This is a genomic window from Aliivibrio sp. S2TY2 (assembly GCF_028765525.1).
Classification (GTDB): domain Bacteria; phylum Pseudomonadota; class Gammaproteobacteria; order Enterobacterales; family Vibrionaceae; genus Aliivibrio; species Aliivibrio finisterrensis_A.
Window position 1 is genome coordinate 21,461 of record NZ_JARACS010000014.1, and the last position, 24,972, is coordinate 46,432.

Consider the following 24,972-nt stretch of genomic DNA (forward strand, 5'->3'; position numbering starts at 1 on the left):
ATATGGAATGGTTAATGAACCCTTGGGTTATCATCGTGATTGTTTTGAGTGTGGTCATTGGCAATCTTGCTGCTTTAAAAGCAACGGCAAATATGAAATTTAAGCACACAAAAAAAACAGTTACTCCTCAAGAAAAAGACGAAAAATCAGAGCAAGAAACAACAATTCAGCACAAAGAAGATGAAAAAAAAGACGCTCAGTAAAATGAACGTCTTTTGCTGATAAATTAACCTGTAATTTTACTCTTCAGGCTTTTCTTCTTTCGGCATCTTATTTGATTTTTCAATCATAGCGGCAAGAACAGGAACCACAGAATCTAATGTCGCTTCATTAACAGGTTTACCTGCTGCATCTGTTACGTTAATTGAAGTACGGTTACCTAAATCACCTAACAGTAGATTGTATGTGCGGCCTTCAAAAGAAAGTGGTTTGGTACCAATTTCTTCCCAGAACTCATCATCAGGCTCTTTGTATTTCACTTCAATCGTACCTTGAGAGCGATTTCTGTCTTCAATGGTTAATCCCATCATAGGCAGTAGCTCACCCAGGCGCTCCCAGAAGATATTATACGGCGCACGAGCAATAATAACCGGCAAGCCACTTCTGTCTTGGCCCATAGATATTGGAATACGCTTAACTAATTCTTCAGCACGTATGCGCGCTTCTTCACGCAGCTGTTCATCATAAGCTGACGTCACTAAATTGGTCATCAAAATGTTGTAACGTGCTTTATTCGCTTGCGTTACTTCAGTTTGCTTACCATCAACTTGCCAATCAATTAACGTAATTTGAAAGCCTGAGCGATTATTTTCACTCAATTTCTCAATATTGTAGCGCGCACCAAACTCATGGTCTTCATCTTCTGAATTCCATTTAAGCCAATCTGTTTCTATCTTATCGTCACTTTGCGACACAATACCAATATCGCGTTTTTCAATTAGCGTTAATACCGTTTGCCATAGTTTATCGACGTCTTCTTCTTTCACAAGCCATACGGTCACTTCACCCTTTTGCTCTTCAATACGAGCACCAGGGATCAATTCAAGCACTTGTTGAGGAGGACGAATATCCACGTCTTTCCCAATTCCACCACTGTACTCACCTTTTGGAATATCATACTGAGGGTAGAACTCGGGTCTTGCCTCTGCAGGCTGCTTCCACTCTTCTAACGGTGGAGTATCCAAGTATTTAAAATCTTGTTTGGCTTGGCGACGCTCTGTTGGACTGCTTGAACACGCTGATAGCACAGCAATCATCAATGATCCAACAACAAAGCGAGTCTTCACTTTCATTTTTAATCCTATTACTTCAGCACACCAGCACTAATTAAGGCTTGTTCAACCACAGGCTGTAATGATGAGCTTAGTTCCGTCAATGGTAAACGAATGTCTGAGTGAGTAATCATACCTAAACGATGCGCAGCCCACTTCACTGGGATTGGGTTTGCTTCAACGAATAAATCTTTATGTAGTGGCATTAAGCGTTGGTTAATCACTTCCGCTTCTTCAAATTTACCTTGAGCCGCTAATGCGAACATGGTTGCCATCTCTTTTGCTGCAACATTTGACGTTACCGAAATAACACCGTGACCGCCTAACTTAACAAAATCAAGCGCCGTTGCATCATCACCACTAAGTTGGATAAACTTTTCGCCACAAAGTTCACGAGTAAGTGCGACCCTCTCTAAATCACCTGTTGCATCTTTTAGTGCAACAATGTTGTCAAACTCTGACAAACGAGCCACTGTTTCAGGTAATAAATCTACCGCAGTACGGCCAGGTACATTATAAAGAATTTGCGGAATATCCGTCGCTTCGGAGATCGCTTTATAATGTTGGAATAAACCTTCTTGGGTTGGCTTATTATAGTAAGGCGTCACACTTAGACAGCCTGCAACACCTGAGTCGTGGAAAAGCTTACTAAATGTTACCGCTTCATGAGTGGCATTAGCACCAGTGCCAGCAATAACAGGAATTCGTCCATCAGCAAACTCTAGTGTTTTCATCACTAGCTTGACATGCTCTTCTACACTTAATGTCGCAGATTCACCGGTGGTACCAACAGCAACAATACCATTAGTACCGGCATTAATATGATAATCTACTAGGTTTTTTAAGCTGTTGTAATCTACTTCACCATCGGTATCTAATGGTGTAACTAATGCGACAATGCTACCTGAGAACATATCCTTCTCCCTTTTTTCTTAGCCTGAATGTACGAATTGATTCTGTTATTCATTAATTTCACAACAAAGAGTCATCGTCCTTGACCACAGTAAACACACTATAGTTTTCGTCTTCTATGTTATGAGCAGAATCATTCAATCAATATACCTCAAGGATATTACATAAAAGCCTCTGTTGTAGAGTCTTTTTTTTGACGATTGTCTACTATTGCTTGCTTATCACACAATCACTTGCGTGTTAGTATTAGGTTATCTTTTTCAATATCGAGTTTTTTATGCCTCAGTACCTTGTAATTACCGCGGTTGGTACAGACAGACCGGGTATCTCTAATAAGGTGACTCGTCTTGTCACCGAATCAAGCTGCAATATTGTTGATAGCCGTATAGCGTCATTTGGTAATGAATTTACGCTTATCATGCTGCTCTCTGGTACTGCAAATGCGATTTCTCGTATTGAAAATACCTTGCCTTTACTTGGGCAACAGCACGATTTAATCACCATGATGAAGCGAACATCACCTCATCAAGAGAAAGATATTTTTTATACTATTGATGCCTTTGTTGAATCAGAAGATCGTCCTGGATTAACCGAAAAATTCACAGACTTCTTAGCCAATCGTGATATTGATTTAAAAACGCTTAGTGCTCAAACGCTTAAAAAGGGCGAAAACCAAAATACGTTTCAAATTCAAATCACAGCTGAAATCTTTCAAGAATGTCACATCATTGAGATTCAAGAGCAATTTGAAGCACTGTGTGAGTCATTAGGCGTCAGCGGGAAAATAAATTTTTATAAAACCAATTAGAAAAACACAGCCAAAAGGAAATATCATGATCACGCCATTAGCCGCAGGCTCTCCTGCACCAGACGTATCACTTTTTGATCAAGATGGAGAGTCAATTTCTCTATCTGATTTAAAAGGCAAAAAAGTCTTATTTTATTTTTACCCTAAAGCGATGACACCTGGCTGTACGGTTCAAGCTCAAGGTCTACGTGATATTAAAGCAGAATTAGATGCGCATAATGTCGTAACACTGGGCGTCAGTATTGATCCTGTGAAACGCTTAGGTAAATTCATTGAGCGTGACAACTTAAACTTCACCTTATTATCAGATGAAGACCATGCAGCAGCAGACGCATTCGGTGTGTGGGGCGAGAAAAAATTCATGGGGAAAGTTTACGATGGGTTGCACCGTATTAGCTTTCTAATTAATGAAGAAGGTGTGATTGAACACGTATTCAATAAATTTAAAACGAAAACGCACCATGAAGTGGTATTGGACTATTTAAACAATAAATAATACCATTCTGGATAAGTAGTTGTTCAGATAATTGCGTAGGAAAAATCGATTTTAACAAGCAAGAATGATCAAATACTTATGTAGATTGGTATAAGCTCAACAAGAAATAACCGTTAAATCATTTATAAAAGGCGATGCTCATAACATAGCATCGCCTTTCTAATTTTAAAGACTACCAGCGCAATTGATCATATTACGCCTGCTTATTAAATGTCTCATCTGTTGCAGGCAATGCTTTCCATACGGCTTTCACTAGAGTCGCAAGTGGAATAGCGAAGAACACGCCCCAAAAACCCCATAAACCGCCAAAAACTAATACTGACACTATGATGGCAACCGGGTGTAGGTTGACCGCTTCAGAGAACAGAACAGGCACTAATACGTTACCATCTAGCGCTTGAATAATCGCATAAGAGAATACCAACCAATAAAAATCTGGCGTTAATCCCCACTGAAACAAAGCAACAATTGCAATTGGCACCGTTACTGCTGCTGCGCCAATATATGGAATCAATACAGAAAAACCAACCATCACAGCTAATAACAATGCATATCGAAGATCCATAATAAAGAACGTAATGTAACTCACGCCTCCGACAATAATGATTTCAACCACTTTGCCGCGAATGTAATTACTTATCTGCTCATTCATCTCTACCCATACTTTCGTCGCTAAACGGCGGTTTTGAGGCAGGATATGGCTCATTGTTGCTACCATTTCGTCTTTATCTTTTAGCAAAAAGAACACAAGCAAAGGCACAAGAATTAAATACACACCTAATGCAGCAAGACTAACTAACGAAGATAATGAGCCTTTAACTAAACTCTCCCCCATCCCTAAGACCTTGTCACGAATGGTATCTAATAAGGTTTCAATCGATTGAGGTTGAATAAACTCAGGATAGCGCTCAGGTAAGCTAGACAAGAAGTTATGCAAACCATTAAACATCGAAGGAAGATCATTAATTAAGTTACCAACTTGAGTCCAAATGGTCGGTACAAGACCAAAAACAGCCATCAACATCAAACTGATAAATAAAATGATCACTAAAATAACCGAAAGTGTTCTTGGTACCCCCAATCGAGTCAATTTTACTACCGGCCATTCAAGTAAATACGCTAACACGATGGCAACTAACAGGGGGGCAATAAGGTGACCAAAGAAATAAATAGTAATAAAGCCGACAATAAGAATCGCAACTAAGCTCACCGCGTGTGGATCTGAAAAGCGGCGCTTATACCACTTTGTTACCATATCTAACATATTATATTCTACTTCCTAGTGACGGTTAAAAATACGCATGACGCTTCATGCTCTACGTTAATCGCAAATGCATTGAGCTCAAAATACTTCATGATATCGGCTAACGATGTTTTGTCGACGACTTTGATCTCTAATTTTCCATTTTTATCTAAGCTTTGCGCTGCTCGCTTGGCTAACAGTAACGACATTGGGCAACGTTGTTGTGATAAATCTAAGGTTCGGGTTTCCATTCTTCACCTCTATAGATATGATGGATTTGAATAAGTATAAATCACATAATTTCTACAAAAAAGAAACCAATTTAAGTTTTGGTGCTCTTATTCGCTGTATATTGAGTTATTATCTCTTTAATAAACATAACTGAGTGCTATAAAAAGGATTTGTAAATACGACATGTTCAAACTAAAAAAACTGGCCAGTTGTTTACTGATCACTTCATTACTAACGAGCCCTTTCTCTGCAATGGCAAAGAACGATTTAGACTTGCCTGATATAGGGACAACAGCCGCTTCAACCCTGACGATTGATCAAGAGTTAATCTACGGTGATGCCTACATGCGTATGCTTAGAGCTAGCCAACCTGTGATTAATGATCCTGTTTTAGCTGAATATGTTCAAGATCTTGGTCATCGCCTTGTCGCTAACGCCAGTGATGTAAAAACCCCATTCCATTTCTTTCTGATTAATAACAGAGACATTAACGCCTTCGCTTTTTTTGGTGGTTATGTTGCTCTGCACTCTGGTTTATTTTTATACGCACAATCAGAAAGTGAATTAGCCTCGGTTGTCGCTCATGAAATCGCACACATTACTCAACGACACCTTGCTCGAAGTATGGAGGAGCAAGCGAGACGCTCTCCTGCAACAATGGCAGCGCTTGTTGGCTCATTATTATTAGCCATCGCAGCACCTGAGGCAGGTATTGCAGCGATTACAGCAACCACTGCTGGAACAATGCAAAGCTCTATTAACTACACCCGCAGTAATGAAAAAGAAGCTGACCGATTTGGTATTGATACGCTCGCAAAATCAGGGTTTGATGTCTCAGCTATGCCTCGTTTTTTCTCTCGCTTAGCAGATCAATACCGCTACGCAAGTACACCACCACCTATGCTGTTAACTCACCCACTACCGACATCTCGTATTACTGACAGTCGAGAAAGAGCACAACAATACCCAATGCGTAGAGTCAATACTTCTCTGCGTTACCATCTGGCTCGCTCACGCATTGTGGCTCGTTTTGCCGGTATTGATAGTAATGCCGCACTTGATTGGTTTTCTCGTAAATCAAAAACTCATAATGTCGATATAAAAAATGCTCTAAATTATGGTAAAGCGTTAGTTTATATCGATTCAAAGCAATACGATAAAGCGCAGCCATTGATCGATAACTTATTAAAGAACGATCCCCTTAATACGTTTTATATTGATGCAGCAACAGACTTAGATCTGTACACAAAAAAGAATGAACAAGCCATTACACGTCTAAAAAATGGGTTAGTTCAACTGCCAAATAATGCGGTGTTAACTATTAATTATGCTCACGCCCTCTCTGAATCCAATAAACCAGCAGAAGCCGTTCGAGTATTACAACGCTACACCCACGATAATCCTAGCGATCCAACGGGATGGCAACTATTAGCTAAGGCGTATCATGATAATGGCAGCTCTGATGGTGAATTAGCAGCAAGAGCTGAAGTTTACGCGCTTAAAGGAATGTGGAATAAAGCATTAAGTAATTACACTCAAGCAAGCCAATTGGTTGAGTATGGAAGTTTAGATCAAGCAAGATACGACGCAAGAATCGATCAGCTTCGTCTATCAAGAGAGCGTTTTAGCGCTTTATAATCAATAAGGAAATAGTATGTCTGTTGTTATTTATCATAACCCTCGTTGCTCAAAAAGCCGTGAAACGTTAGCACTCGTAGAAGCACAAGGCGTTACCCCTGAAATTGTGAAATATTTAGAAGAAACACCAAGTGTAGCAACCTTAAAAACCTTGTTTTCTCAGCTAGGGTTTACTTCAGTTCGTGACATGATGAGAACAAAAGAAGCTGAATATAAAGAACAAAACCTAGGAGATAGCTCGGTAAGCGACGAGCAACTTTTTGAAGCAATGGTACAAACACCAAAGTTGATTGAACGCCCAATAGTCGTTCATGGTAATCAAGCAAAAATTGGTCGTCCGCCTGAGCAAGTTCTAGAGATTTTATAGTAGGAAGCAGGAAGCTAACATGGATTCAGTTGAAATGAGCGCAGAAACAAAGCGCTATCGTTTTCTTGCACTATTTTGCAATTTAGCACTGTTAGGTTTTGTTGCACTTTGGCACAGTACCCTTTCACCTCATCCACGGATAAACCCTTATGGCATTATGGTGGCGTGGATAATACCAATGCTTTTTCCACTTAAAGGGATTATCCAAGGGAAACCTTATACTCATGCATGGGCAAACTTTATTTTAATGTTTTACTTCTTGCATGGTTTAACAATTCTTTGGCTTGATGAGGGAGAGCGTTATCTCGCTTTAATTGAAGTTATCATTACCTCTGGTGCTTTTGTTGGTAATATTTATTATGCTCGCTTACGAGGCAAGGAATTAGGATTAAAACTCAAACGTCTCTCTGAAGTCGAAAAAATAGAAAAAGCCAAATATACCGAGAAATAGTGGGCTTACAAATACAAAAAAGGTGACTACATTATATAGTCACCTTTTTTATTTATAATTATCGATACTTCAAATGTATTAACTTGCGTTGAGTTGATACTCACGAACAACGGGTTTTGCTTCTGTTGTTTCTTTCACTTCTTCTAATTCAACTAAAGCGTCATTATTTGCTACTGATTTCTCAGACTCCTGCGCGACGTCCTGACTGGCACCTTCGATGACAACCGTCTTTTCAATCTCATCATTTACAACAGGCTCTTCTGGAATAAGTGAAATACGAGCGTTTTTACTCAAAAGCTCATCATTAAACTGTTGGTAATCCCCCAACAAGCTTAATGTATAGGTCACTTTGTCCCCTTGAATGGTATTTACTTGCACACTTGCCACTGAATTCATTTGCTTTAATTGCTTCTCAATACTGAAAAAAGCACGTGTTGTGTGAATGCCTTGAATAGAAACCGTTTCTGAATCACTCGCCACTGCCCCTAAGTTTTTAGTGTAGGTTTTAGCAAAGTAATCACTCACCTCATTAACCATATCAGCCAATTGAACAGAGCCAGATACACGACCTTCAATCGGTTTTTTTGATGCAGTAACTAAATATTGAGGTGTTGTATCAAATAAAGTCCATGTTGAACTATTGCCACGCACTTTTACCACCAATATGGCTTGTGGGTTATAACGCTCACTCGCATCTGCAATTGGTTTTTTAAAGTTACCCCATAAATCAGGGATCTCGATTGAAGTTACATCGTCAAAATCCCCAACAGGGAACATAACAGGTAAGCCTCTCTCATTCGCAGCATCTTTAATTCGCGTAATTAGGCTGTTGTTTGACTGTTCCCAAATAATGCTTCTTTGGTAATTATATTCATTCACCACCCAAACCAAGACTGATTTACGCGGTGTTTCCCAAATACTTTGCTCTGCTTGAGTTAATAAGCTCAACACCATCTTTGAGTTATAGCCTAACTTCATTGCACGAGGTGCGTCATCGTATTCAACAAAACTCATTTGTGTTACATAGCGATCACTCTGTGTTAGCGCTTTCTTTATTACTTCATTTTGAGCAATATCAGTTTTTCCTGACACTTTGATCAGAACATTAACTAAACCATCTTGTTTAGCAATACTTTCTGCTTTTTCTGCTCCTGTTAATTGCACTTCTGTATGATAGAGATCGTTTTGCTGTTGAGCAAAAACAGGCCCTGTAATCATACAAATTAATAAACACAAAATACGTAACATCAAACAACCTATAATTACTTTTATAATTTACTGCTGATAATAAGGGCTATCCCCTTATTCAGCAAGGATTCGAATTGACTCAGATCTAACTTTCAAGCTATTAGAGTGATACAAGGCAGAAAAGTTTTATTTTTTCACGAGCTAAATCAAGATATTTATTGATGGAATAGTGATAGAATCCCTCAAATTCATTACTGGAAATGGAAATGCTATACAATTTGTTCCAAGGTTTTCAAATGCTGTTCGTTGCATTTGGTGCACTCGTTCTTGTTCCCCTTCTTACTGGCTTAGACCCTAATGTTGCTCTGTTCGGTGCTGGTGTTGGTACCCTTCTCTTCCAATTAGTTACTCGTCGATCTGTCCCTATCTTCCTTGCCTCCTCCTTTGCCTTTATCGCTCCAATTATTTATGGCACCCAAACATGGGGCATTCCTGCGACTATGGGTGGCTTAATGGTTGCTGGATTTGTGTATGTCATTTTAGGCGCCGTGATTAAAGTGAGAGGCGTTGCTTTTATTCATAAATTACTGCCTCCAGTGGTTGTTGGTCCGGTCATCATGGTTATTGGTTTAGGGCTTGCGCCAACAGCTGTAAATATGGCTTTAGGTAAAACGGGTGATGGTGCATTTCAATTAGTTGATGGGCAACTTGCTTTCTGGATTGCGGCGGCTTCATTATTTACCACTATTGCAGTGAGTGTTTTCTCTAAAGGTTTTTTCAAACTGCTGCCAATCCTCTCTGGCATTATTGTTGGTTATTCTTTAAGTCTTATTTTTGGCGTAGTCGATTTCACTCCAGTTCATCAAGCCGCTTGGTTTGCACTGCCTAATTTCACGTTTCCTGAATTTAATATTAATGCCATTCTGTTCATGATCCCGGTAGCAATTGCACCAGCCGTTGAACACGTTGGTGATATGTTAGCTATCTCAAATGTAACCGGAAAAGATTATCTTAAAAAACCAGGATTACATCGCACAATCACTGGTGATGGCGTAGCAACAATGGCCGCATCATTAATTGGTGCTCCACCAAATACAACTTACAGTGAAGTAACTGGTGCGGTTATGCTAACTAAAGCGTTTAATCCAGTAATAATGACGTGGGCGGCGGTATGTGCCATTGTTCTTGCTCTGGTTGGTAAATTAGGCGCAATGCTCCAAACTATTCCAGTACCCGTTATGGGCGGGATTATGATTTTACTGTTTGGCTCGATTGCTACTGTTGGTTTAAATACTCTTATTAAAAACCAAGTCGACCTGCATAAAGCACGCAATCTTACCATTGTTGGTGTAACGCTTGTGTTTGGTATCGGTGGTATGGCGGTAGGTATTGGTGACTTTAACCTTCAAGGCGTAAGTCTGTGTGGTATCGTTGCGATTGCGCTTAATTTAATTCTTCCTAATGATTTAGGCGAAAGCCATGTTGTTGATAACGCACAAATGGAAGAAGATAAATAGTTCTAGGTTCTAGGTTCTAGGTTCTAGGTTCTAGGTTCTAGGTTCTAGGTAAAGAAAAGGCTTGATGATTAATTCATCAAGCCTTTTTTAATTCTTCATTTCTAGTTTCTAAACTAAATTATTTAGTACCGAAGATCTTATCACCAGCATCGCCAAGACCAGGTACGATGTAACCTTTGTCATTTAGCTTTTCATCGATAGCCGCAGTGTAAAGCTCTACGTCTGGGTGTGCTTTTTCTAGCGCTTCAATACCTTCTGGGGCAGCAACAAGTACAAGAACTTTAAAGTGCTTACAACCTTTCTCTTTTAAAAGATCTAGCGTAGCAATCATAGAACCGCCAGTTGCTAACATTGGGTCGACAACAAGAGCAATACGCTCATCGATGTTAGAAGCCAATTTATTAAAGTACGGTACTGGTTCTAATGTTTCTTCATCACGGTAGATACCTACAACACTGATACGTGCGCTTGGAATGTGCTCTAAAACACCATCCATCATGCCAAGACCTGCACGAAGAATTGGTACTACTGTTACTTTTTTGCCTTTAATTTGGTCAACTTCAACAGGGCCATTCCAGCCATTGATAGTTACTTTTTCTGTTTCAAAATCTGATGTTGCTTCATACGTTAGTAGGCTACCTACTTCTGTTGCTAATTCACGAAAACGCTTAGTGCTGATTTCGCCTTCACGCATTAAACCAATTTTGTGTTTTATTAGCGGATGTTTTACTTCAACAACTTTCATTTCTGACTCCAGATACTGATACATTAATCAAACCTTCTAATTATACATAATTTTGAATTGAAAAATGACGTTATAAGAAAATATTTTATGCCTCGTAAAAGCATTTACCGAACTTATTATTTTTTATTACAAAATTTATGCAATTTTCCTTACGCAAACGTTTCCCTTTTTACATTGTGCTGTTAGAATGGCGCGGATTTTTGAAATCCAACCTATGGCGAGGACACCTCCGTGAGCGACAACAAAACTTCTCTTAGCTACAAAGATGCTGGCGTAGACATTGATGCTGGTAATGCACTTGTTGATCGAATTAAAGGCGTAGTGAAACGCACTCGTCGTCCAGAAGTAATGGGCGGCATTGGTGGTTTTGGTGCGTTATGTGAACTTCCGACTAAATACAAGCAACCTCTTCTTGTTTCTGGTACTGACGGTGTTGGTACTAAGTTGCGTTTAGCATTAGATTTAAACAAGCACGATACTATCGGTATCGACTTAGTTGCTATGTGTGTTAATGACCTGATTGTTCAAGGTGCAGAACCACTGTTCTTCCTTGATTATTACGCAACAGGTAAACTTGATATTGATGTAGCAGCTGAAGTAGTCACTGGTATTGGTGAAGGCTGTATTCAAGCAGGTTGTGCATTAATCGGTGGCGAAACCGCTGAAATGCCAGGCATGTATGAAGGCGAAGATTACGATGTTGCTGGATTCTGTGTTGGTGTTGTTGAAAAAGAAGACGTTATCGACGGCACGAAAGTAGCGGCTGGTGATGCTCTAATCGCAGTAGGATCAAGCGGTCCACACTCAAATGGTTACTCATTAATTCGTAAGATCCTTGAAGTATCAAATGCCGATCTTAACGAAGAACTGAATGGTAAAACTATTGCAGCTCACCTAATCGAACCAACAAAAATCTACATTAAATCAGCACTAAAAATGATTGCTGAGCATGATATTCATGCCATCTCTCATATTACCGGTGGTGGTTTCTGGGAGAATATTCCACGCGTACTTCCAAAAGGAACAAAAGCCGTTGTTAATGGCAACAGCTGGGAATGGCCTGCAATCTTCAACTGGCTACAAGAAAAAGGGAACGTTGATACTTACGAAATGTACCGTACCTTTAACTGTGGTGTTGGACTGGTTATCGCGCTTCCAAAAGATCAAGCAGAACAAGCTGTTGCTCTACTGAATGCTGAAGGCGAAAACGCTTGGGTAATTGGTGAAGTTGCCGCAGCTGAACAAGGCGAAGAGCAAGTAGAGATCCGCTAATCGATTTCAACAAACTTTGAACTCGTTCATAAAGAAAAAATAAAAGGTGATCAATTATTCGATCACCTTTTTTATATCTGCCATTTGTGCTCGAATGGTCGATATTAATATTAAACAGAATAAGATAATTATAATGAAAAATATTGTTGTATTAGTCTCAGGAAGTGGCAGCAACCTACAAGCATTTATCGATGCTTGTGGTGGCAACATTCCAAACGCTCATATTAGCGCCGTCATTTCAAATAAAAGCGATGCTTTTGGATTACAAAGAGCCATTAATGCTGGTATTAATGTTCACTCATTAAGTGCAAAAGGGTACGAGAATCGCGAGAAGTACGATCAAGCCTTAGCGACTCTTATCGATCTTCATCAGCCTGATGTGATTATTCTTGCCGGTTTTATGCGTATTTTAAGTGAAGATTTTGTGCTTCGCTATCAAGGGAAAATGCTGAACATTCACCCTTCTCTTTTACCAAAATACACTGGGCTACACACTCATCAACGCGCAATTGATGCCGGTGATAAAGAACATGGCACCAGTGTTCATTTTGTTACTCCTGAGTTAGATGGTGGCCCAGTCATACTACAAGCGAAAGTGCCAATCTTTGAAAATGATACTGCAGAAGAGGTGGCATCACGCGTACAAGCTCAAGAGCATGTAATCTACCCAATGGTGGCTAAGTGGTTAGTTGAAGAACGATTGATAATGCAAGATGGTAAAGCTGTCTTAGATGGGAACGTATTGGGACCGTCAGGATTAGAGACAGAATAATATAAAAATGTCCATCGATATTATCTATCAATGGTATTTTTTATATAAAGTTTACGCATTAATTGGGCATTCCGATGGTGGTGGCGCCATTTCTGGTACCGTATCGTGATTGCCTGCAATCAATTCTCCAAAATGAAACAACGCGTACTCGCCAACTTTCATTTTGTGCCACTCTTCATTATCTGTTAATGGACGAGTTACAACGACAGAAACCACATCATTTGGGGTCGTTTCTTTATGAAAATCAATTGTGACATCTTCATCAATCAAGGACGCTTGGCCAAAAGGTGCACGTCTTGTGATCCAATGTAAGTTATTCGAGCAATAAGTCATTAAATACTCACCGTCGCTCAAAAGCATATTAAATACGCCTAATCCTCGAAGGTGGTCGCAGCACTCAGAGACAAACTCAAACATTAGCATCATATCTTGCGGCGGCTCTGGGTATTTATCCTCTAACTGATTTAATAACCAGCAAAAAGCACGCTCACTGTCTGTTTCACCCACAGGTCGAAAACGTCCTGTCGACAACTCATCAAACCCAGTCAACTGACCATTATGAGCAAACGTCCAATACTTCCCCCATAACTCTCGCGTAAAAGGGTGTGTATTTTCTAGGTTAACGTCACCGCGATTTGCTTGTCGAATATGACTGATAACCGCTTTACTTTTGATAGGGTAATCTTGAACAAGTTTCGCTATCTTTGAATGGCAGCTTGGTTTTGGGTCTTTAAATGTGCGAAATCCTTTCCCTTCATAAAAAGTAATTCCCCAACCGTCACGATGCGGGCCGGTATTGCCACCACGCTGAACTAAACCTTTAAAACTAAAACAAATATCGGTTGGTACGTTTGCACTCATTCCGAGTAATTCACACATATTTGCGCTACTCCTTTATTCGCAATCAAGCCAACATCAAACAGTTATAAGCTCGACATTGGCTTTCGATGAATTATTTTTCCATTTCTTTTTCAATTAATTGAATCACGATATGGATAATTTTAATGTGGATTTCTTGGATACGATCCGCATAGCCAAAATGAGGAACGCGAATTTCCACATCGGCTAAACCAGCCATTTTCCCGCCATCTTTGCCAGTAAGCGCAATGGTTTTCATGCCTTTTTCTTTAGCCGCTTCGATGGCTTTTAAGATATTACCTGAATTGCCTGACGTCGATAAACCAAATAAAACATCGCCTTTAGAGCCTACAGCTTGAGTGTAGCGAGAAAAAACATGGTCATAACCAAAATCATTACTCACACACGATAAATGGCTTGGATCTGAAATCGCAATCCCTGGGTAACCTGGACGATTTTCACGGTAACGCCCTGTTAACTCTTCAGCAAAATGCATTGCATCACAGTGAGAGCCACCGTTACCACAAGACAATACTTTACCGCCTTGTTTAAATGAATCGGCAATGGTTTTGGCAGCTAACTCAATTTGAGCAAGGTTTTTATCATCAGCTAAAAAGTCATTCAGTACTTGAGCGGCTTCTGTTAATTCAGAACGGATCAGATCTTGATAAGACATAGGATACTCTCTTTTATTATGTTCCCTAATTTGGGGTTGTTCTCAGTGTACCTATCCCACGAAATCTTTAAAAGAGATCCTCCCTATATTTCTTCTACTCGCCTATAAATTCCTCCCTATTTCTCTAAAAAAATTAGATATCAAGCAGCGAAAAAAACAGATTGTTTATTAATTACTCAAGCTGGATCACTTTTTGACCATTATTGTTATTTACTTTTTATTAACATTAGCACTACACTTACCTTAACTGGTTAGACCTCTTATCAGATAGTATTCCAACAATAACATTACGACCGAGTATCGTAATCACCTCTGTTCCTACAAACAGAGCAGCGCCGGAAAAGGAGAATCACATGGCCCTGACACTATTAGCAACTGTAATCGCACTTGCTGCATTAAGTTACCATCGACAATCTTTGCGAACTGCAACCTTAGTAACCGCAGGGATCCTTGCCGTCAGTTCAGGGCTAGGTTACGCCGGCCCTATTACATGGGCTGTTTTCTTAGCTATTTCGGTACCATTAAATATTCCTTCAATAAGGCAATCCCTCTTCAGTAATAAAGCATTGGCTATGTTTAAAGGCGTAATGCCTGAAATGTCACAAACGGAAAAAGATGCGATTGAAGCAGGAACTGTTTGGTGGGAAGCTGAGCTATTTAAAGGTAACCCTGATTGGAAATTTCTACATAATATTCCCAAAAATACCTTATCAGCGGAAGAGCAAGCCTTCATGGATGGGCCTGTAACTGAAGTGTGCCGCATGGTAAACGACTATGAAGTGACGCATGAGCTTGCCGACTTGCCTCCTGAAGTATGGCAATATCTGAAAGACCATAAGTTCTTCGCCATGATCATTAAGAAAAAATACGGCGGTTTAGAGTTTTCTGCGTATGCACAGTCTTGTGTATTACAAAAATTGACCAGTGTCTCTGGTGTACTTTCTATTACCGTTGGTGTGCCTAACTCATTAGGGCCAGGAGAACTACTGCAACACTATGGTACAGAAGATCAGAAAAACCATTACTTACCTCGCTTGGCTGAAGGCAAAGAGATCCCATGTTTTGCGTTAACAAGTCCTGAAGCGGGCTCTGATGCGGGATCTATTCCTGATTTTGGCATCGTAACCAAAGGAATGTGGGAAGGCAAAGAAGTTGTCGGCATGCGCATTACTTGGAATAAGCGTTACATCACCCTTGCGCCTGTAGCTACAGTATTAGGCCTAGCATTTAAGCTTCAAGATCCTGATGGTTTATTAGGGAATAAAAAGAACCTTGGTATTACCTGTGCGCTTATCCCTACAAATTTAGAAGGCGTGAAGATTGGTCGTCGTCATTTCCCTCTTAATGTGCCATTCCAAAATGGTCCAACCCAAGGTAATGACCTGTTTGTTCCATTGGATTACATTATCGGTGGTGAAAAAATGGCAGGACATGGTTGGCGTATGCTGGTGGAATGCTTGTCAGTTGGCCGTGGTATTACGCTACCATCAAACGCAACAGGTGGTGCAAAAACAGCAGCCCTTGCAACAGGTGCTTATGCGCGAATTCGTCGTCAGTTCAAACTACCGATTGGTAAAATGGAAGGGATTGAAGAGCCATTGGCACGTATGGCGGGTAACGCTTACATGATGGATGCTGCAAGTAACCTAACGGTAGCTGGTATCGTTCAAGGTGAAAAACCATCGGTTATCTCTGCAATTGTAAAATACCACTGTACTCATCGTGCACAACGTATTGCCATTGATGGAATGGACATTGCTGGCGGTAAAGGGATTTGTTTAGGTAACTCAAACTTCTTGGCTCGAGGTTACCAAGGCTCTCCAATTGCAATTACGGTTGAAGGTGCAAATATTCTGACTCGTTCAATGATCATTTATGGTCAGGGCGCGATTCGCTGTCACCCTTACGTACTCGAAGAAATGGGTGCGGCTTATTTAGAAGATAAACAAGCTTCTCTTGAAAAATTTGATGCGGCCGTATTTGGCCATATTGGTTTTGGTATCAGCAACTTTGTTCGCTCACTGTGGTTTGGTTTAACTGATGGTCGTGGTTCTAAAGCCCCATTTAGTGATGAAACAAAGCGTTATTATCAACAAGTAAACCGCTACAGTACTAACCTTGCCTTATTATCAGACATTTCAATGGCTGTACTAGGTGGTAGTTTAAAACGTCGTGAGCGTATGTCTGCTCGTCTCGGTGATGTATTAAGTCAACTTTATTTAACAACATCAACATTAAAACGCTTTGATGATGAAGGCCGTCAAAAAGAAGATTTAGCGTTAGTTCATTGGAGTGTTCAAGATTCACTACACCAAGCAGAGCAAGCAATTGATGGGCTGCTGTCTAACTTCCCTAACCGATTTGTTGCAGGTGCAATGCGTTTTATCCTATTACCGACTGGGTTACGTCGTCAGCGTCCAAGTGACAAACTAGACCATAAACTGGCTCGTATTCTTCAAGAACCATCAGGTGCACGTAGCCGAATTGGTCGCGGGTTATTCTTGGAAGCAAGCCGATTTAATCCAGTAGGAAAAATGGAAGAAGCATTAATTGATATCTTAACTGCTGAGCCCATTTATGACCGAGTATGTAAAGAATCAAAACAACGCCTGCCATTTATGCAGTTAGACCGTGTTGCTAAAGTCGGTTTAGAACTAAACATTATCTCGGATAAAGAGGCGCTTTTACTACGTAAAGCCGAGAAAAGTCGTTTAGCAACAATTAGTGTTGAAGACTTTGATCCAAGCGAACTTATTGTAAAACCTCAAACGAATGAATTTGAGCACAGTAAAATAGCGTAATAGATTGACCTTAATAGATAGCAAAAGGCCAGAGTCACTACTCTGGCCTTTTTATTTTAACCTATTTTAATTTTAAGCTGTAAGTGAACTATTCAAGTTAACAACTAACTTTAAGTAAATAATCTCTTCAATGGATAAATAATCAACGCTGTTATTATCAACACCTAGCAGGCCACAACCAATTAAATTACTCAGTGTAACTTTATTATTTTTTATTAATTGATCTTTAAAAGCCGCTTCTAACGTTACCTTATACTTATCCAAAATAGTTCCCCTATCAATAATTGAGCGGATTATATTTAATCGAAATATAAATTACAAATATTATAAAAAAGCAAACGTTATCTAATTTAAAAATGTAACAAAATAAAGATTCAATAAAAAAAAGCCGCATTTTTGCGGCCTTATATTGATTTTGCTTATATTTAATACTGCAACTTAAACTTTAGGCGGTGGTGGCATCGACAATTTTTCTGACTTAGGCGCTGCCGCTTTTTTCTCTTTAATTGATTTTATTTTTTTCCAACCAAAAATACCGCCAAAAATAAGAACGATGATAAGTAAGTTACCAACCCCAATATAAATCCAAAACCACTTACGCGCCTCTGCACGATCTTCTTCTAGTTTTTTCTGTTCTTCAATCTTACGCTGAGCAGCTTCTTCTTTCAGTCTTGCTTCATACGCTGCTTTTAAATCGATAGGTTCAGTAACACCATAATTGTGTTTACCAAGATAAAACTGAAGCGGACGAGAAGTCGCAAGATCGGTGGCATACACCCATCCTGACCACGTATTTTTGCCAGGAAGATAACTATTAGGTAAATCGAAATACAGTTTACTCTCCTCTTTTTCAGCTTGAGATTGAGTAATCGTTACCACTTTATTTGGGTCGATTTGCTCAATATGAGCTGCAAGTGAACCGCTCTTAATAACGCCACCTTCGGTATCAACACTCATAGAGTGAGAAAGGCTTTGATTACGAGCTTGGGTAAAACTCGCCCGAATCGGCGCAGGGTAAACTAATACGTCTTGCTCTACTGTGCGTAGAAATACACCATTGCGAGATTGAATTCGAACCCAGTATTTTCCAGGTTTAACATTAATAGGCAGATTTACCGTAAATACGCCATCTGCTGCGACTTCATCAAGATCTTGTCCATCATCTTCAAAAGTCCCTAGAACTTCAGCTAATGGACGTGCTTCTTTCACCAATTCTTTTTCATTGGCAAGATAAGGAGTAAACGTCACATTGAGTTTGATACGATTTAAAAAATCTCGTAATACTAATGGCTTACCATCTTGTAATAATCTGGCTGTAAACTTCAAACTTTCTGATTGATATAGCTTTTTAGGTAACGAATCTACATTCAAAGTAAGGTTAGATAATATCTTAACTTTATTTTTAGGTGTGATCTTACCTATCGCCTGCCAAGGCCCCGGCATTGGATTTTCGATAGAGATAATATCCATGCCATTTTCTTCATACCAAGCTACATGCTCTGGGTGTTCCCATGCGTAGTATTTAGTGCCATCAGGACGAACGAGCGTTACGGCTTGTGATGCTTTTTCTCTATAAACTAAAAAAGAGACTTGCTTTATGGTTGGATCAACACGAAAACGGTTATCCAGCCACGACATTTCAGTACTCTTTGCCCAAGAAAGCATTGGGAAAAACAGTACAATGATCAATAACCGCCACATATTACACTCCTAACTACGCCACAAACAGGCATCACCAACGATATCTAAGCGCTTTTCATGCGCTTCTATTTCATCGGCCGTAGCATGCAAAACCTTTAATCCTTTTCTTCCTGAATTCAATCTTTTAATGCTTTCTTCTGAGGAATCGGATTGATTACCAGCATTAAAACTCAAGCTTGTTTGTCCACCCGTCATTAATAAGTAAACATCAGCTAGAATTTCGGCATCGAGTAAAGCGCCGTGAAGCGTACGATGTGAGTTATCAATTCCATAGCGCTCACAAAGAATATCAAGGTTATTACGCTTACCTGGGAAGATTTTCTTCGCCATGGCCAAGGTATCGGTAATCTTACAATACTGATCGGTAGTACCGATAAGCTTGTTTAATTTACTGAATTCATAATCCATGAAGCCAACATCAAAGGGCGCGTTATGAGCAACCAGCTCCGCACCTTTTATGAAGGCTAAAAATTCATCATGAATATCTTTATATTCTGGTTTGTCATACAAAAACTCATCAGTAATACCATGAACATCAATTGCCTCAAGATCAATTAATCGATCAGGCTTAATATATACATGAAAGTGATTACCGGTTAATTTTCGATTGATGATCTCGACTGCACCAATCTCAACAATACGGTGACCTTCATAAACTGGGCCACCGGAAAAATTCATACCTGTGGTTTCTGTATCGAGAACAATAATTCGATTCGGGGAATTGTCGCTAGTATTCATAGGCTCATTTGTGTCAGACTATTTCTAAATTCTTCTAATGATAACAGAGATAATGAAGCAGGTTGAAATTTTCACAGATGGTTCTTGTTTAGGTAACCCAGGTCCAGGTGGATACGGTATTGTAATGCGCTATAAAGGGACCGAAAAAACCTTTTCTGAAGGGTTTAATCTAACCACAAATAACCGTATGGAGATGTTAGCAGCGGTTATTGCTTTACGTACCCTTAAAGAGCCTTGTTCTGTGGTATTAACAACCGATAGCCAATATGTGCGCCAAGGGATCACACAATGGATTCACGGTTGGAAAAAACGTGGATGGAAAAAAGCGGATAAGAAACCGGTTGTTAATGCAGATCTTTGGAAGCAATTAGATGCAGAAGCAGAACGCCACAGTATAGATTGGCGCTGGGTTAAGGGTCACGCTGGTCATCGTGAAAATGAAATGTGTGATGAACTAGCAAGAACAGCAGCAGAAAACCCGACTAAAGATGATGCGGGTTATCCTGGCTAATCTGACTTAACTTTACTCTGATGTGTTTGAGCAACTGAAATAGGAGCCAATTTCGGCTTCTTTTTCCAAGCAGATTTAATCGGTCGCAATGGATAGGTACGCTTTCTGGCTACGATAAAATAGATACCACTGATTGGTTTAACAGAATCCCCACCTAAATTTTCAAACCAAGTCCATATTGTGCGATAGCGAGTTAAAGGCGCTAATGCAAAACAGTCACTGTAGACTACTTCAAAATTTAACACACTAAGCCAATCTTTGATTCGATGTGGTGTAAACATTCGCCCACTCCACGGTAGGTTATTTTTTCTCCATGGGAATAAGCTAGCAAGCCCTATCGCACTCATTGGGTTAAACCCAGTTAAAATAACATAACCATCATTAATTAATACCCGATCAACCTCTCTCAATAATTGATGAGGATCTGATGAATAATCAAGCTGATGAGCAAGCACGCAAGCATCAATACTTTTTTCTAAAAAAGGAAGTTGAGGTAAATCAGACGTAATATTTCGTAATGAATTTTTGTTATCTAGGTTTACTTGGTGTTTAATATTACAAAAGCGACTCTCGAGTTCAGCACTCAAACCACCAATTTTAAGCATATGATAGCCAAACAGTTTCGGACACCATTCATCAAGACGAGACTGAATCAACTCACTTATCCATGTACCGTGAGGAATATCTGACCATGAATGTGGTTTCTCAATTTTTTTATCAAGCAGTGCTGGCTTAATCAATATCGTTACCTATAACTATTTTATGACATCGAATTTGGAGAAAGGTTAATGCTAACTATCAAAAGCATACCTGCATTTAATGATAATTACATTTGGTTAATTCACAACAATGATAATCACTGTGTTGTAGTTGACCCAGGTGATGCAGCCCCTGTTTTAGAAGTAATCAACGCTGATGGCTTTATTTTAGATGCTATTTTAATTACTCACCACCACCATGACCATATTGGTGGTGTACCTGAACTTGTCCGACAATTTCCAAGCGTTAATGTTGTTGGCCCTGAAAATGAACCGATTCCAACGTTAACACACCCAGTTAGCGACGGTGACTTTGTTGAGATATTTGATGAAAAATTCATGGTACTTGGCGTTGAAGGCCACACTAAAGGGCATATAGCTTATATCGGTGATGAAAAACTATTTTGTGGTGATACCTTATTCTCTGCTGGCTGCGGACGATTATTTGAAGGAACCGCAGAGCAAATGTTTAATTCACTACAAAAATTAGCTGCCCTACCCGATGAAACTGAAGTGTATTGTGCTCATGAATACACTGCATCAAACTTAGCTTTTGCCCTTGCTGTTGAGCCAGATAATGATTACCTACAGCAATACAGAGAAAAAGTATTGCGACTTAGAGCTCATGGTAAGTCGACACTTCCATCAACACTTCAACGTGAGAAACTAATCAACCCCTTCTTAAGAACCAATGAACCTGCGGTTAAACACGCCGTAGCAAACAAGGTTAACGACAATACAGAAGTTGAGACCTTTGCCGCATTAAGAAGATGGAAAGATGAGTTTTAAGTAGGAAACTTGTTTGAAGTGTGGTTGCAACGTATTATCCGTCTCCAAATAAAAAATATGAATGCCAATCTCGTCAAAGAGGTTGGCGCAACACACTGAAGGCAATACACAATGAAATTTAAACTCCACTGGATTGGATTGGCATTACTTGCAGGCTGTCAAACTGTACCCTCACCTGAAGAAAATCAAACTGACAACACCTCAGGAACTTCATCATCGATAGTTGCGCCTTCAAAACCAGATACTACACCAGTAAAAACAACACCCGTTGAGAAGCCAGCACCAACACCACAAGAACAAGAAGATGTTTGGCAACGCATTGCTATGCAATTAGACATGCCTATTCCAAAGCATGAATCGATTGATTATTACCGTAATTGGTACATCAAGCACCCAAGTCATTTGCGTACCGTTGCAAAGCGAGCACAGCCCTTCTTGTATATGATCACCGTTGAAATTGAAAAACGTGACTTACCTATGGAGCTTGTTTTGCTTCCTGTAGTTGAAAGTTCGTTTGACCCATTTGCGTATTCTCACGGCAGTGCGGCCGGTTTATGGCAGTTTGTACCCGGAACTGCCGATCGCTTTAAGCTAGAACGTAATTGGTGGTATGACGGTCGTCGTGATGTACCAGCAGCCACAAACGCAGCTTTAGACTATATGGAATATTTTGACAGTCGCTTTGATGGTAACTGGCAGCAATCTATCGCGTCATACAATAGTGGTGCAGGCCGCGTATCAAGAGCCATTAAGAAAAATAAAAGATTAGGCAAACCAACCGATTTCTTCTCATTAGATTTACCAAAAGAAACCAGTGGCTATGTTCCAAAACTATTAGCATTAGCAGATATCATTAAAAACCATGAGAAATATGGCGTAGAGCTACCACCTATTTCAAACAAACCTGTTTTAGAAATGGTTGATCCTAAGCAACAATTAGATCTTGCCATTGCTGCAGAATTTGCTGGTATTTCAATTACCGAATTGCAAGGTTATAACCCAGCTTATAACCAATGGGCAACCTCTCCAGATGGTCCATACCACCTATTGCTACCTATTGAAAATGTAGCGCAATTTAATGCGAACCTAAAGAAGAATGGTGATAAAACCATGAAAGTTGTACGCTATAAAGTACAACCTGGTGATACGATTAGTCAGCTTGCAGTAAAACACAACACAACAACAAAAATCATAGAACAAACCAATGATTTAAATGGTTCTAGTATTCGTGTTGGGCAACACTTACTTATTCCAACCGCTTCTCAAGGCAATAAAACTTATGCATTAAGTGCACCTCAGCGCTTAAAGAAAACACAAGCAAAAGCCAAAGGTAAATATAAACTAAGTCATAAAGTAAAAGACGGTGAAAGCTTATGGAGCATCGCGCGTGATAACTCAATTTCATACCGTGATTTAGCAAAATGGAATGGCATGGCACCAAAAGATTCATTACGCGTAGGTCAGAACTTAGTGATTTGGAAAAACAGCTCTGATGGCGCAATCATCCGAACTGTACATTATCAAATCAGACAAGGGGATAACCTAAGCTCTATCGCACAGAAATTCAGTGTCTCTGTGACAGATATTATGAAATGGAATAACATCGAACGTGGCTCTTACATTAAGCCAGGTCAAAAATTAAAACTTTACGTTGATGTTACTAAGGTAAACGTATGACACCTTCTTCAAATCCATTGATCTTATTGGTCGATATATTCCGCTCACCTGCTGACTGTTTTGCCGCGCTATACGAGCGTGGCAAATGGGCATGGCTACCTTATATTTTATTGGTCTTCGCACCATTCATGTTTTGGGGAACCTATTTCGATTTAGTGAATTTCGAATGGGTAACCACTAACTTAACCGCCCAAATAGAAAGTATTGGTGGGCAAGTTCAACCTGAATGGTTAACTAAAGAGATATTACTGGCCGGCGAAGTGATTAACGATGTTATGGGCCGAACTGCGACTATTCTGCTATTAGCATTGTGGTTCAAACTGGCAACAAAACAGAGCCAATATCAGCACGGTTACTTCAAATGGGTAGCAGGCAGCACCATTGTGATGTTCCCTGCATTAATTGGTGATATAGCAAGTTACGCTAGCCTATTGCTTAATCACGCGAATATCATGCCTTACGCTGCCGATTTAAACAGCTTAAATGGCTTAATGAAGTTACCAATGACAGATCACTGGTCTGCTTATGCGAGTTCTTTCCCACTACTAATGCCTTGGTATATTGCGCTAAGCTATGCTGCTTTAGGCGCATGGACAGACTTAGAGCGCTCAAAGGCACTTATCATTGCCATTCTACCTTGGGTTAGCTGCTTTACATTGTGGGGCTTTGTTACGGCGTTTTCAGGCTAAAACTTACCTGTAAAGGGTTATGATCAGAAGCGTTGCTCTTTATTGAGTGCGCTTCTTTTACTTTTAATCCACGATAAAAAATATGGTCTAACGGTAAGCCTGTAATAAAACGCATTCTTTCATCTGGTGTAAAGATCACTTCTTTTAAATTCAACCGTTCAGTTTGCTGGGTTAATTCACTTAACCTTGCATCACTCCAAGTATTAAAATCACCTGCAACAATTAAAGGACCTTGCTGTTCTTCGACCTCCTTAGAGAGCGACTCTATTTGTTTTTTATAGTCTTCAGTACCTAAGGTAAAGTTAATTGCATGAAGATTAACAACCATCAAGTTTTCACCATTCGAGAGTTTATATTCAGACAATAGTGCCGATTTAGGCAAGCGAAGCCAAGGCTCTATTGCGGTATGCGCACACACTTTGGTTGCCGGCGATTTTGCTAACGTTAATACACCTGCGCTAGTATCAAACACATCAAAGGCACGCACTAATTCTGCTGAGTAGGATCTATCAATCACAAATTGCTTTAGCTCAGGCGTTAGACTGGCTTCTTGCAACAACACTAAATCTGATGGTTCAGATAATGCCTTTAATGCTTTTTCCCAATCCACTTTCTGTTGTTTATAAATATTCCACACCAATACATTCAATTGACCATTACGGTCAATCGGTGCAGAAACATCAAACTGAGCACAACCGGATTTATATTGAGGAACAACTTGCTCTGGTGTTGAGGAGATCTCAATAAATTCAGGATCTGTAGGTACAGTGAAAATAAATGCCTTTGCCGTCAACGTTAAACCAACAGCAATCGCAGCACATGATAATAAGCGGGTTTTCATTTTCATAAACAAAAAAAGGAGT

27 protein-coding genes are annotated in these 24,972 nt (G+C 39.8%); 14 read left to right on the plus strand and 13 right to left on the minus strand.

Features of this window, described 5'->3' with window-relative positions:
• The first annotated feature begins 2 nt into the window (after window positions 1-2).
• Window positions 3-203: a DUF2897 family protein gene (locus PVK63_RS16880; RefSeq protein WP_130085998.1), complete on the plus strand. Its 201-nt coding sequence runs from the start codon at window positions 3-5 to the stop codon at window positions 201-203.
• A gap of 36 nt (window positions 204-239) precedes the next feature.
• Here the strand turns inward: PVK63_RS16880 and bamC are convergent, their stop codons facing one another.
• Both bamC and dapA read right to left on the minus strand, forming a co-directional pair.
• Window positions 240-1,292: an outer membrane protein assembly factor BamC gene (bamC, locus tag PVK63_RS16885; RefSeq protein ID WP_130085997.1), complete on the minus strand. Its 1,053-nt coding sequence runs from the start codon at window positions 1,290-1,292 to the stop codon at window positions 240-242.
• A gap of 11 nt (window positions 1,293-1,303) precedes the next feature.
• On the minus strand, window positions 1,304-2,185 hold the full coding sequence (gene dapA, locus PVK63_RS16890) for a 4-hydroxy-tetrahydrodipicolinate synthase (protein WP_130044075.1): 882 nt from the start codon (window positions 2,183-2,185) through the stop codon (window positions 1,304-1,306).
• Between the two features lie 275 nt (window positions 2,186-2,460).
• On the opposite strand from dapA, the gene PVK63_RS16895 reads away from it, so the two are divergent.
• Complete coding sequence (locus PVK63_RS16895; protein ID WP_130044074.1) at window positions 2,461-2,991, plus strand: glycine cleavage system protein R; 531 nt, start codon at window positions 2,461-2,463, stop codon at window positions 2,989-2,991.
• Between the two features lie 28 nt (window positions 2,992-3,019).
• On the plus strand, window positions 3,020-3,487 hold the full coding sequence (gene bcp / locus PVK63_RS16900) for a thioredoxin-dependent thiol peroxidase (protein ID WP_165371147.1): 468 nt from the start codon (window positions 3,020-3,022) through the stop codon (window positions 3,485-3,487).
• Between the two features lie 193 nt (window positions 3,488-3,680).
• On the opposite strand, the gene PVK63_RS16905 is transcribed toward bcp, so the two are convergent.
• The gene (locus PVK63_RS16905) at window positions 3,681-4,751 is read right to left on the minus strand and encodes an AI-2E family transporter (RefSeq protein ID WP_130047681.1); all 1,071 of its coding nucleotides are present in this window, start codon (window positions 4,749-4,751) and stop codon (window positions 3,681-3,683) included.
• Between the two features lie 8 nt (window positions 4,752-4,759).
• Window positions 4,760-4,981, minus strand: a complete 222-nt coding sequence (locus tag PVK63_RS16910) for a sulfurtransferase TusA family protein (protein WP_130085995.1) — start codon at window positions 4,979-4,981, stop codon at window positions 4,760-4,762.
• 163 nt (window positions 4,982-5,144) lie between these two features.
• On the opposite strand from PVK63_RS16910, the gene PVK63_RS16915 reads away from it, so the two are divergent.
• The 3 genes from PVK63_RS16915 to PVK63_RS16925 are packed head-to-tail and all read left to right on the plus strand — an operon-like array spanning window position 5,145 to window position 7,417.
• Window positions 5,145-6,599 carry a beta-barrel assembly-enhancing protease gene (locus tag PVK63_RS16915; RefSeq protein ID WP_130047683.1) on the plus strand — a complete coding sequence of 485 codons (1,455 nt, stop codon included), beginning with the start codon at window positions 5,145-5,147 and terminating at the stop codon, window positions 6,597-6,599.
• 16 nt (window positions 6,600-6,615) lie between these two features.
• Window positions 6,616-6,966: an arsenate reductase (glutaredoxin) gene (arsC, locus tag PVK63_RS16920; RefSeq protein ID WP_130085994.1), complete on the plus strand. Its 351-nt coding sequence runs from the start codon at window positions 6,616-6,618 to the stop codon at window positions 6,964-6,966.
• 19 nt (window positions 6,967-6,985) lie between these two features.
• Window positions 6,986-7,417, plus strand: a complete 432-nt coding sequence (locus tag PVK63_RS16925; RefSeq protein ID WP_130085993.1) for a DUF2069 domain-containing protein — start codon at window positions 6,986-6,988, stop codon at window positions 7,415-7,417.
• A gap of 78 nt (window positions 7,418-7,495) precedes the next feature.
• Here the strand turns inward: PVK63_RS16925 and PVK63_RS16930 are convergent, their stop codons facing one another.
• Window positions 7,496-8,665, minus strand: a complete 1,170-nt coding sequence (locus PVK63_RS16930; RefSeq protein ID WP_130085992.1) for a DUF2066 domain-containing protein — start codon at window positions 8,663-8,665, stop codon at window positions 7,496-7,498.
• Between the two features lie 206 nt (window positions 8,666-8,871).
• Between PVK63_RS16930 and PVK63_RS16935 the strand changes: the two genes are divergently transcribed.
• Complete coding sequence (locus PVK63_RS16935; RefSeq protein ID WP_130047686.1) at window positions 8,872-10,122, plus strand: uracil-xanthine permease family protein; 1,251 nt, start codon at window positions 8,872-8,874, stop codon at window positions 10,120-10,122.
• A 118-nt stretch (window positions 10,123-10,240) separates the two neighbouring features.
• Here PVK63_RS16935 and upp read toward each other — a convergent pair whose 3' ends face one another.
• Window positions 10,241-10,867 carry a uracil phosphoribosyltransferase gene (gene upp, locus PVK63_RS16940; protein ID WP_005420493.1) on the minus strand — a complete coding sequence of 209 codons (627 nt, stop codon included), beginning with the start codon at window positions 10,865-10,867 and terminating at the stop codon, window positions 10,241-10,243.
• 231 nt (window positions 10,868-11,098) lie between these two features.
• On the opposite strand from upp, the gene purM reads away from it, so the two are divergent.
• A complete protein-coding gene (gene purM / locus PVK63_RS16945; protein WP_130044065.1) occupies window positions 11,099-12,139 on the plus strand; it encodes a phosphoribosylformylglycinamidine cyclo-ligase in 1,041 nt (346 codons plus the stop codon).
• 133 nt (window positions 12,140-12,272) lie between these two features.
• On the plus strand, window positions 12,273-12,911 hold the full coding sequence (gene purN, locus PVK63_RS16950) for a phosphoribosylglycinamide formyltransferase (protein WP_207215637.1): 639 nt from the start codon (window positions 12,273-12,275) through the stop codon (window positions 12,909-12,911).
• A gap of 51 nt (window positions 12,912-12,962) precedes the next feature.
• Here the strand turns inward: purN and PVK63_RS16955 are convergent, their stop codons facing one another.
• Complete coding sequence (locus PVK63_RS16955; protein ID WP_130044064.1) at window positions 12,963-13,790, minus strand: class II glutamine amidotransferase; 828 nt, start codon at window positions 13,788-13,790, stop codon at window positions 12,963-12,965.
• Between the two features lie 73 nt (window positions 13,791-13,863).
• Window positions 13,864-14,445 carry a D-sedoheptulose 7-phosphate isomerase gene (lpcA, locus tag PVK63_RS16960; protein ID WP_045102705.1) on the minus strand — a complete coding sequence of 194 codons (582 nt, stop codon included), beginning with the start codon at window positions 14,443-14,445 and terminating at the stop codon, window positions 13,864-13,866.
• Between the two features lie 353 nt (window positions 14,446-14,798).
• On the opposite strand from lpcA, the gene fadE reads away from it, so the two are divergent.
• On the plus strand, window positions 14,799-17,246 hold the full coding sequence (gene fadE, locus PVK63_RS16965) for an acyl-CoA dehydrogenase FadE (RefSeq protein ID WP_130047687.1): 2,448 nt from the start codon (window positions 14,799-14,801) through the stop codon (window positions 17,244-17,246).
• A gap of 72 nt (window positions 17,247-17,318) precedes the next feature.
• On the opposite strand, the gene PVK63_RS16970 is transcribed toward fadE, so the two are convergent.
• From PVK63_RS16970 to dnaQ, 3 genes are all read right to left on the minus strand, one after another.
• A complete protein-coding gene (locus tag PVK63_RS16970; protein WP_242504764.1) occupies window positions 17,319-17,510 on the minus strand; it encodes a hypothetical protein in 192 nt (63 codons plus the stop codon).
• Between the two features lie 174 nt (window positions 17,511-17,684).
• The gene (locus tag PVK63_RS16975) at window positions 17,685-18,947 is read right to left on the minus strand and encodes a TIGR03503 family protein (protein WP_130085991.1); all 1,263 of its coding nucleotides are present in this window, start codon (window positions 18,945-18,947) and stop codon (window positions 17,685-17,687) included.
• 9 nt (window positions 18,948-18,956) lie between these two features.
• On the minus strand, window positions 18,957-19,685 hold the full coding sequence (dnaQ, locus tag PVK63_RS16980; RefSeq protein WP_130044060.1) for a DNA polymerase III subunit epsilon: 729 nt from the start codon (window positions 19,683-19,685) through the stop codon (window positions 18,957-18,959).
• Between the two features lie 37 nt (window positions 19,686-19,722).
• Here dnaQ and rnhA point away from each other — a divergent pair, with 37 nt between their 5' ends.
• Complete coding sequence (gene rnhA / locus PVK63_RS16985) at window positions 19,723-20,196, plus strand: ribonuclease HI (protein WP_130085990.1); 474 nt, start codon at window positions 19,723-19,725, stop codon at window positions 20,194-20,196.
• On the opposite strand, the gene PVK63_RS16990 is transcribed toward rnhA, so the two are convergent.
• A complete protein-coding gene (locus PVK63_RS16990; RefSeq protein ID WP_207215640.1) occupies window positions 20,193-20,933 on the minus strand; it encodes a methyltransferase domain-containing protein in 741 nt (246 codons plus the stop codon). The genes rnhA and PVK63_RS16990 overlap by 4 nt on opposite strands.
• A 51-nt stretch (window positions 20,934-20,984) precedes the next feature.
• On the opposite strand from PVK63_RS16990, the gene gloB reads away from it, so the two are divergent.
• The 3 genes from gloB (at window position 20,985) to PVK63_RS17005 (ending at window position 24,109) form a co-directional block, all read left to right on the plus strand.
• Window positions 20,985-21,743, plus strand: a complete 759-nt coding sequence (gloB, locus tag PVK63_RS16995; protein WP_130044057.1) for a hydroxyacylglutathione hydrolase — start codon at window positions 20,985-20,987, stop codon at window positions 21,741-21,743.
• Window positions 21,744-21,854: 111 nt separating this feature from the next.
• Window positions 21,855-23,420, plus strand: coding sequence for a LysM peptidoglycan-binding domain-containing protein (locus tag PVK63_RS17000; RefSeq protein WP_130085989.1), 1,566 nt, complete (start codon window positions 21,855-21,857; stop codon window positions 23,418-23,420).
• Window positions 23,417-24,109 carry a YIP1 family protein gene (locus tag PVK63_RS17005; RefSeq protein WP_130047693.1) on the plus strand — a complete coding sequence of 231 codons (693 nt, stop codon included), beginning with the start codon at window positions 23,417-23,419 and terminating at the stop codon, window positions 24,107-24,109. The genes PVK63_RS17000 and PVK63_RS17005 overlap by 4 nt, the downstream gene beginning before the upstream one ends.
• Here the strand turns inward: PVK63_RS17005 and PVK63_RS17010 are convergent.
• Window positions 24,090-24,956 (minus strand): endonuclease/exonuclease/phosphatase family protein, encoded by an 867-nt coding sequence (locus PVK63_RS17010; RefSeq protein ID WP_130085988.1) that lies wholly within the window; start codon window positions 24,954-24,956, stop codon window positions 24,090-24,092. The two genes, PVK63_RS17005 and PVK63_RS17010, sit on opposite strands and share 20 nt — an antisense overlap.
• Window positions 24,957-24,972: the final 16 nt, after the last annotated feature.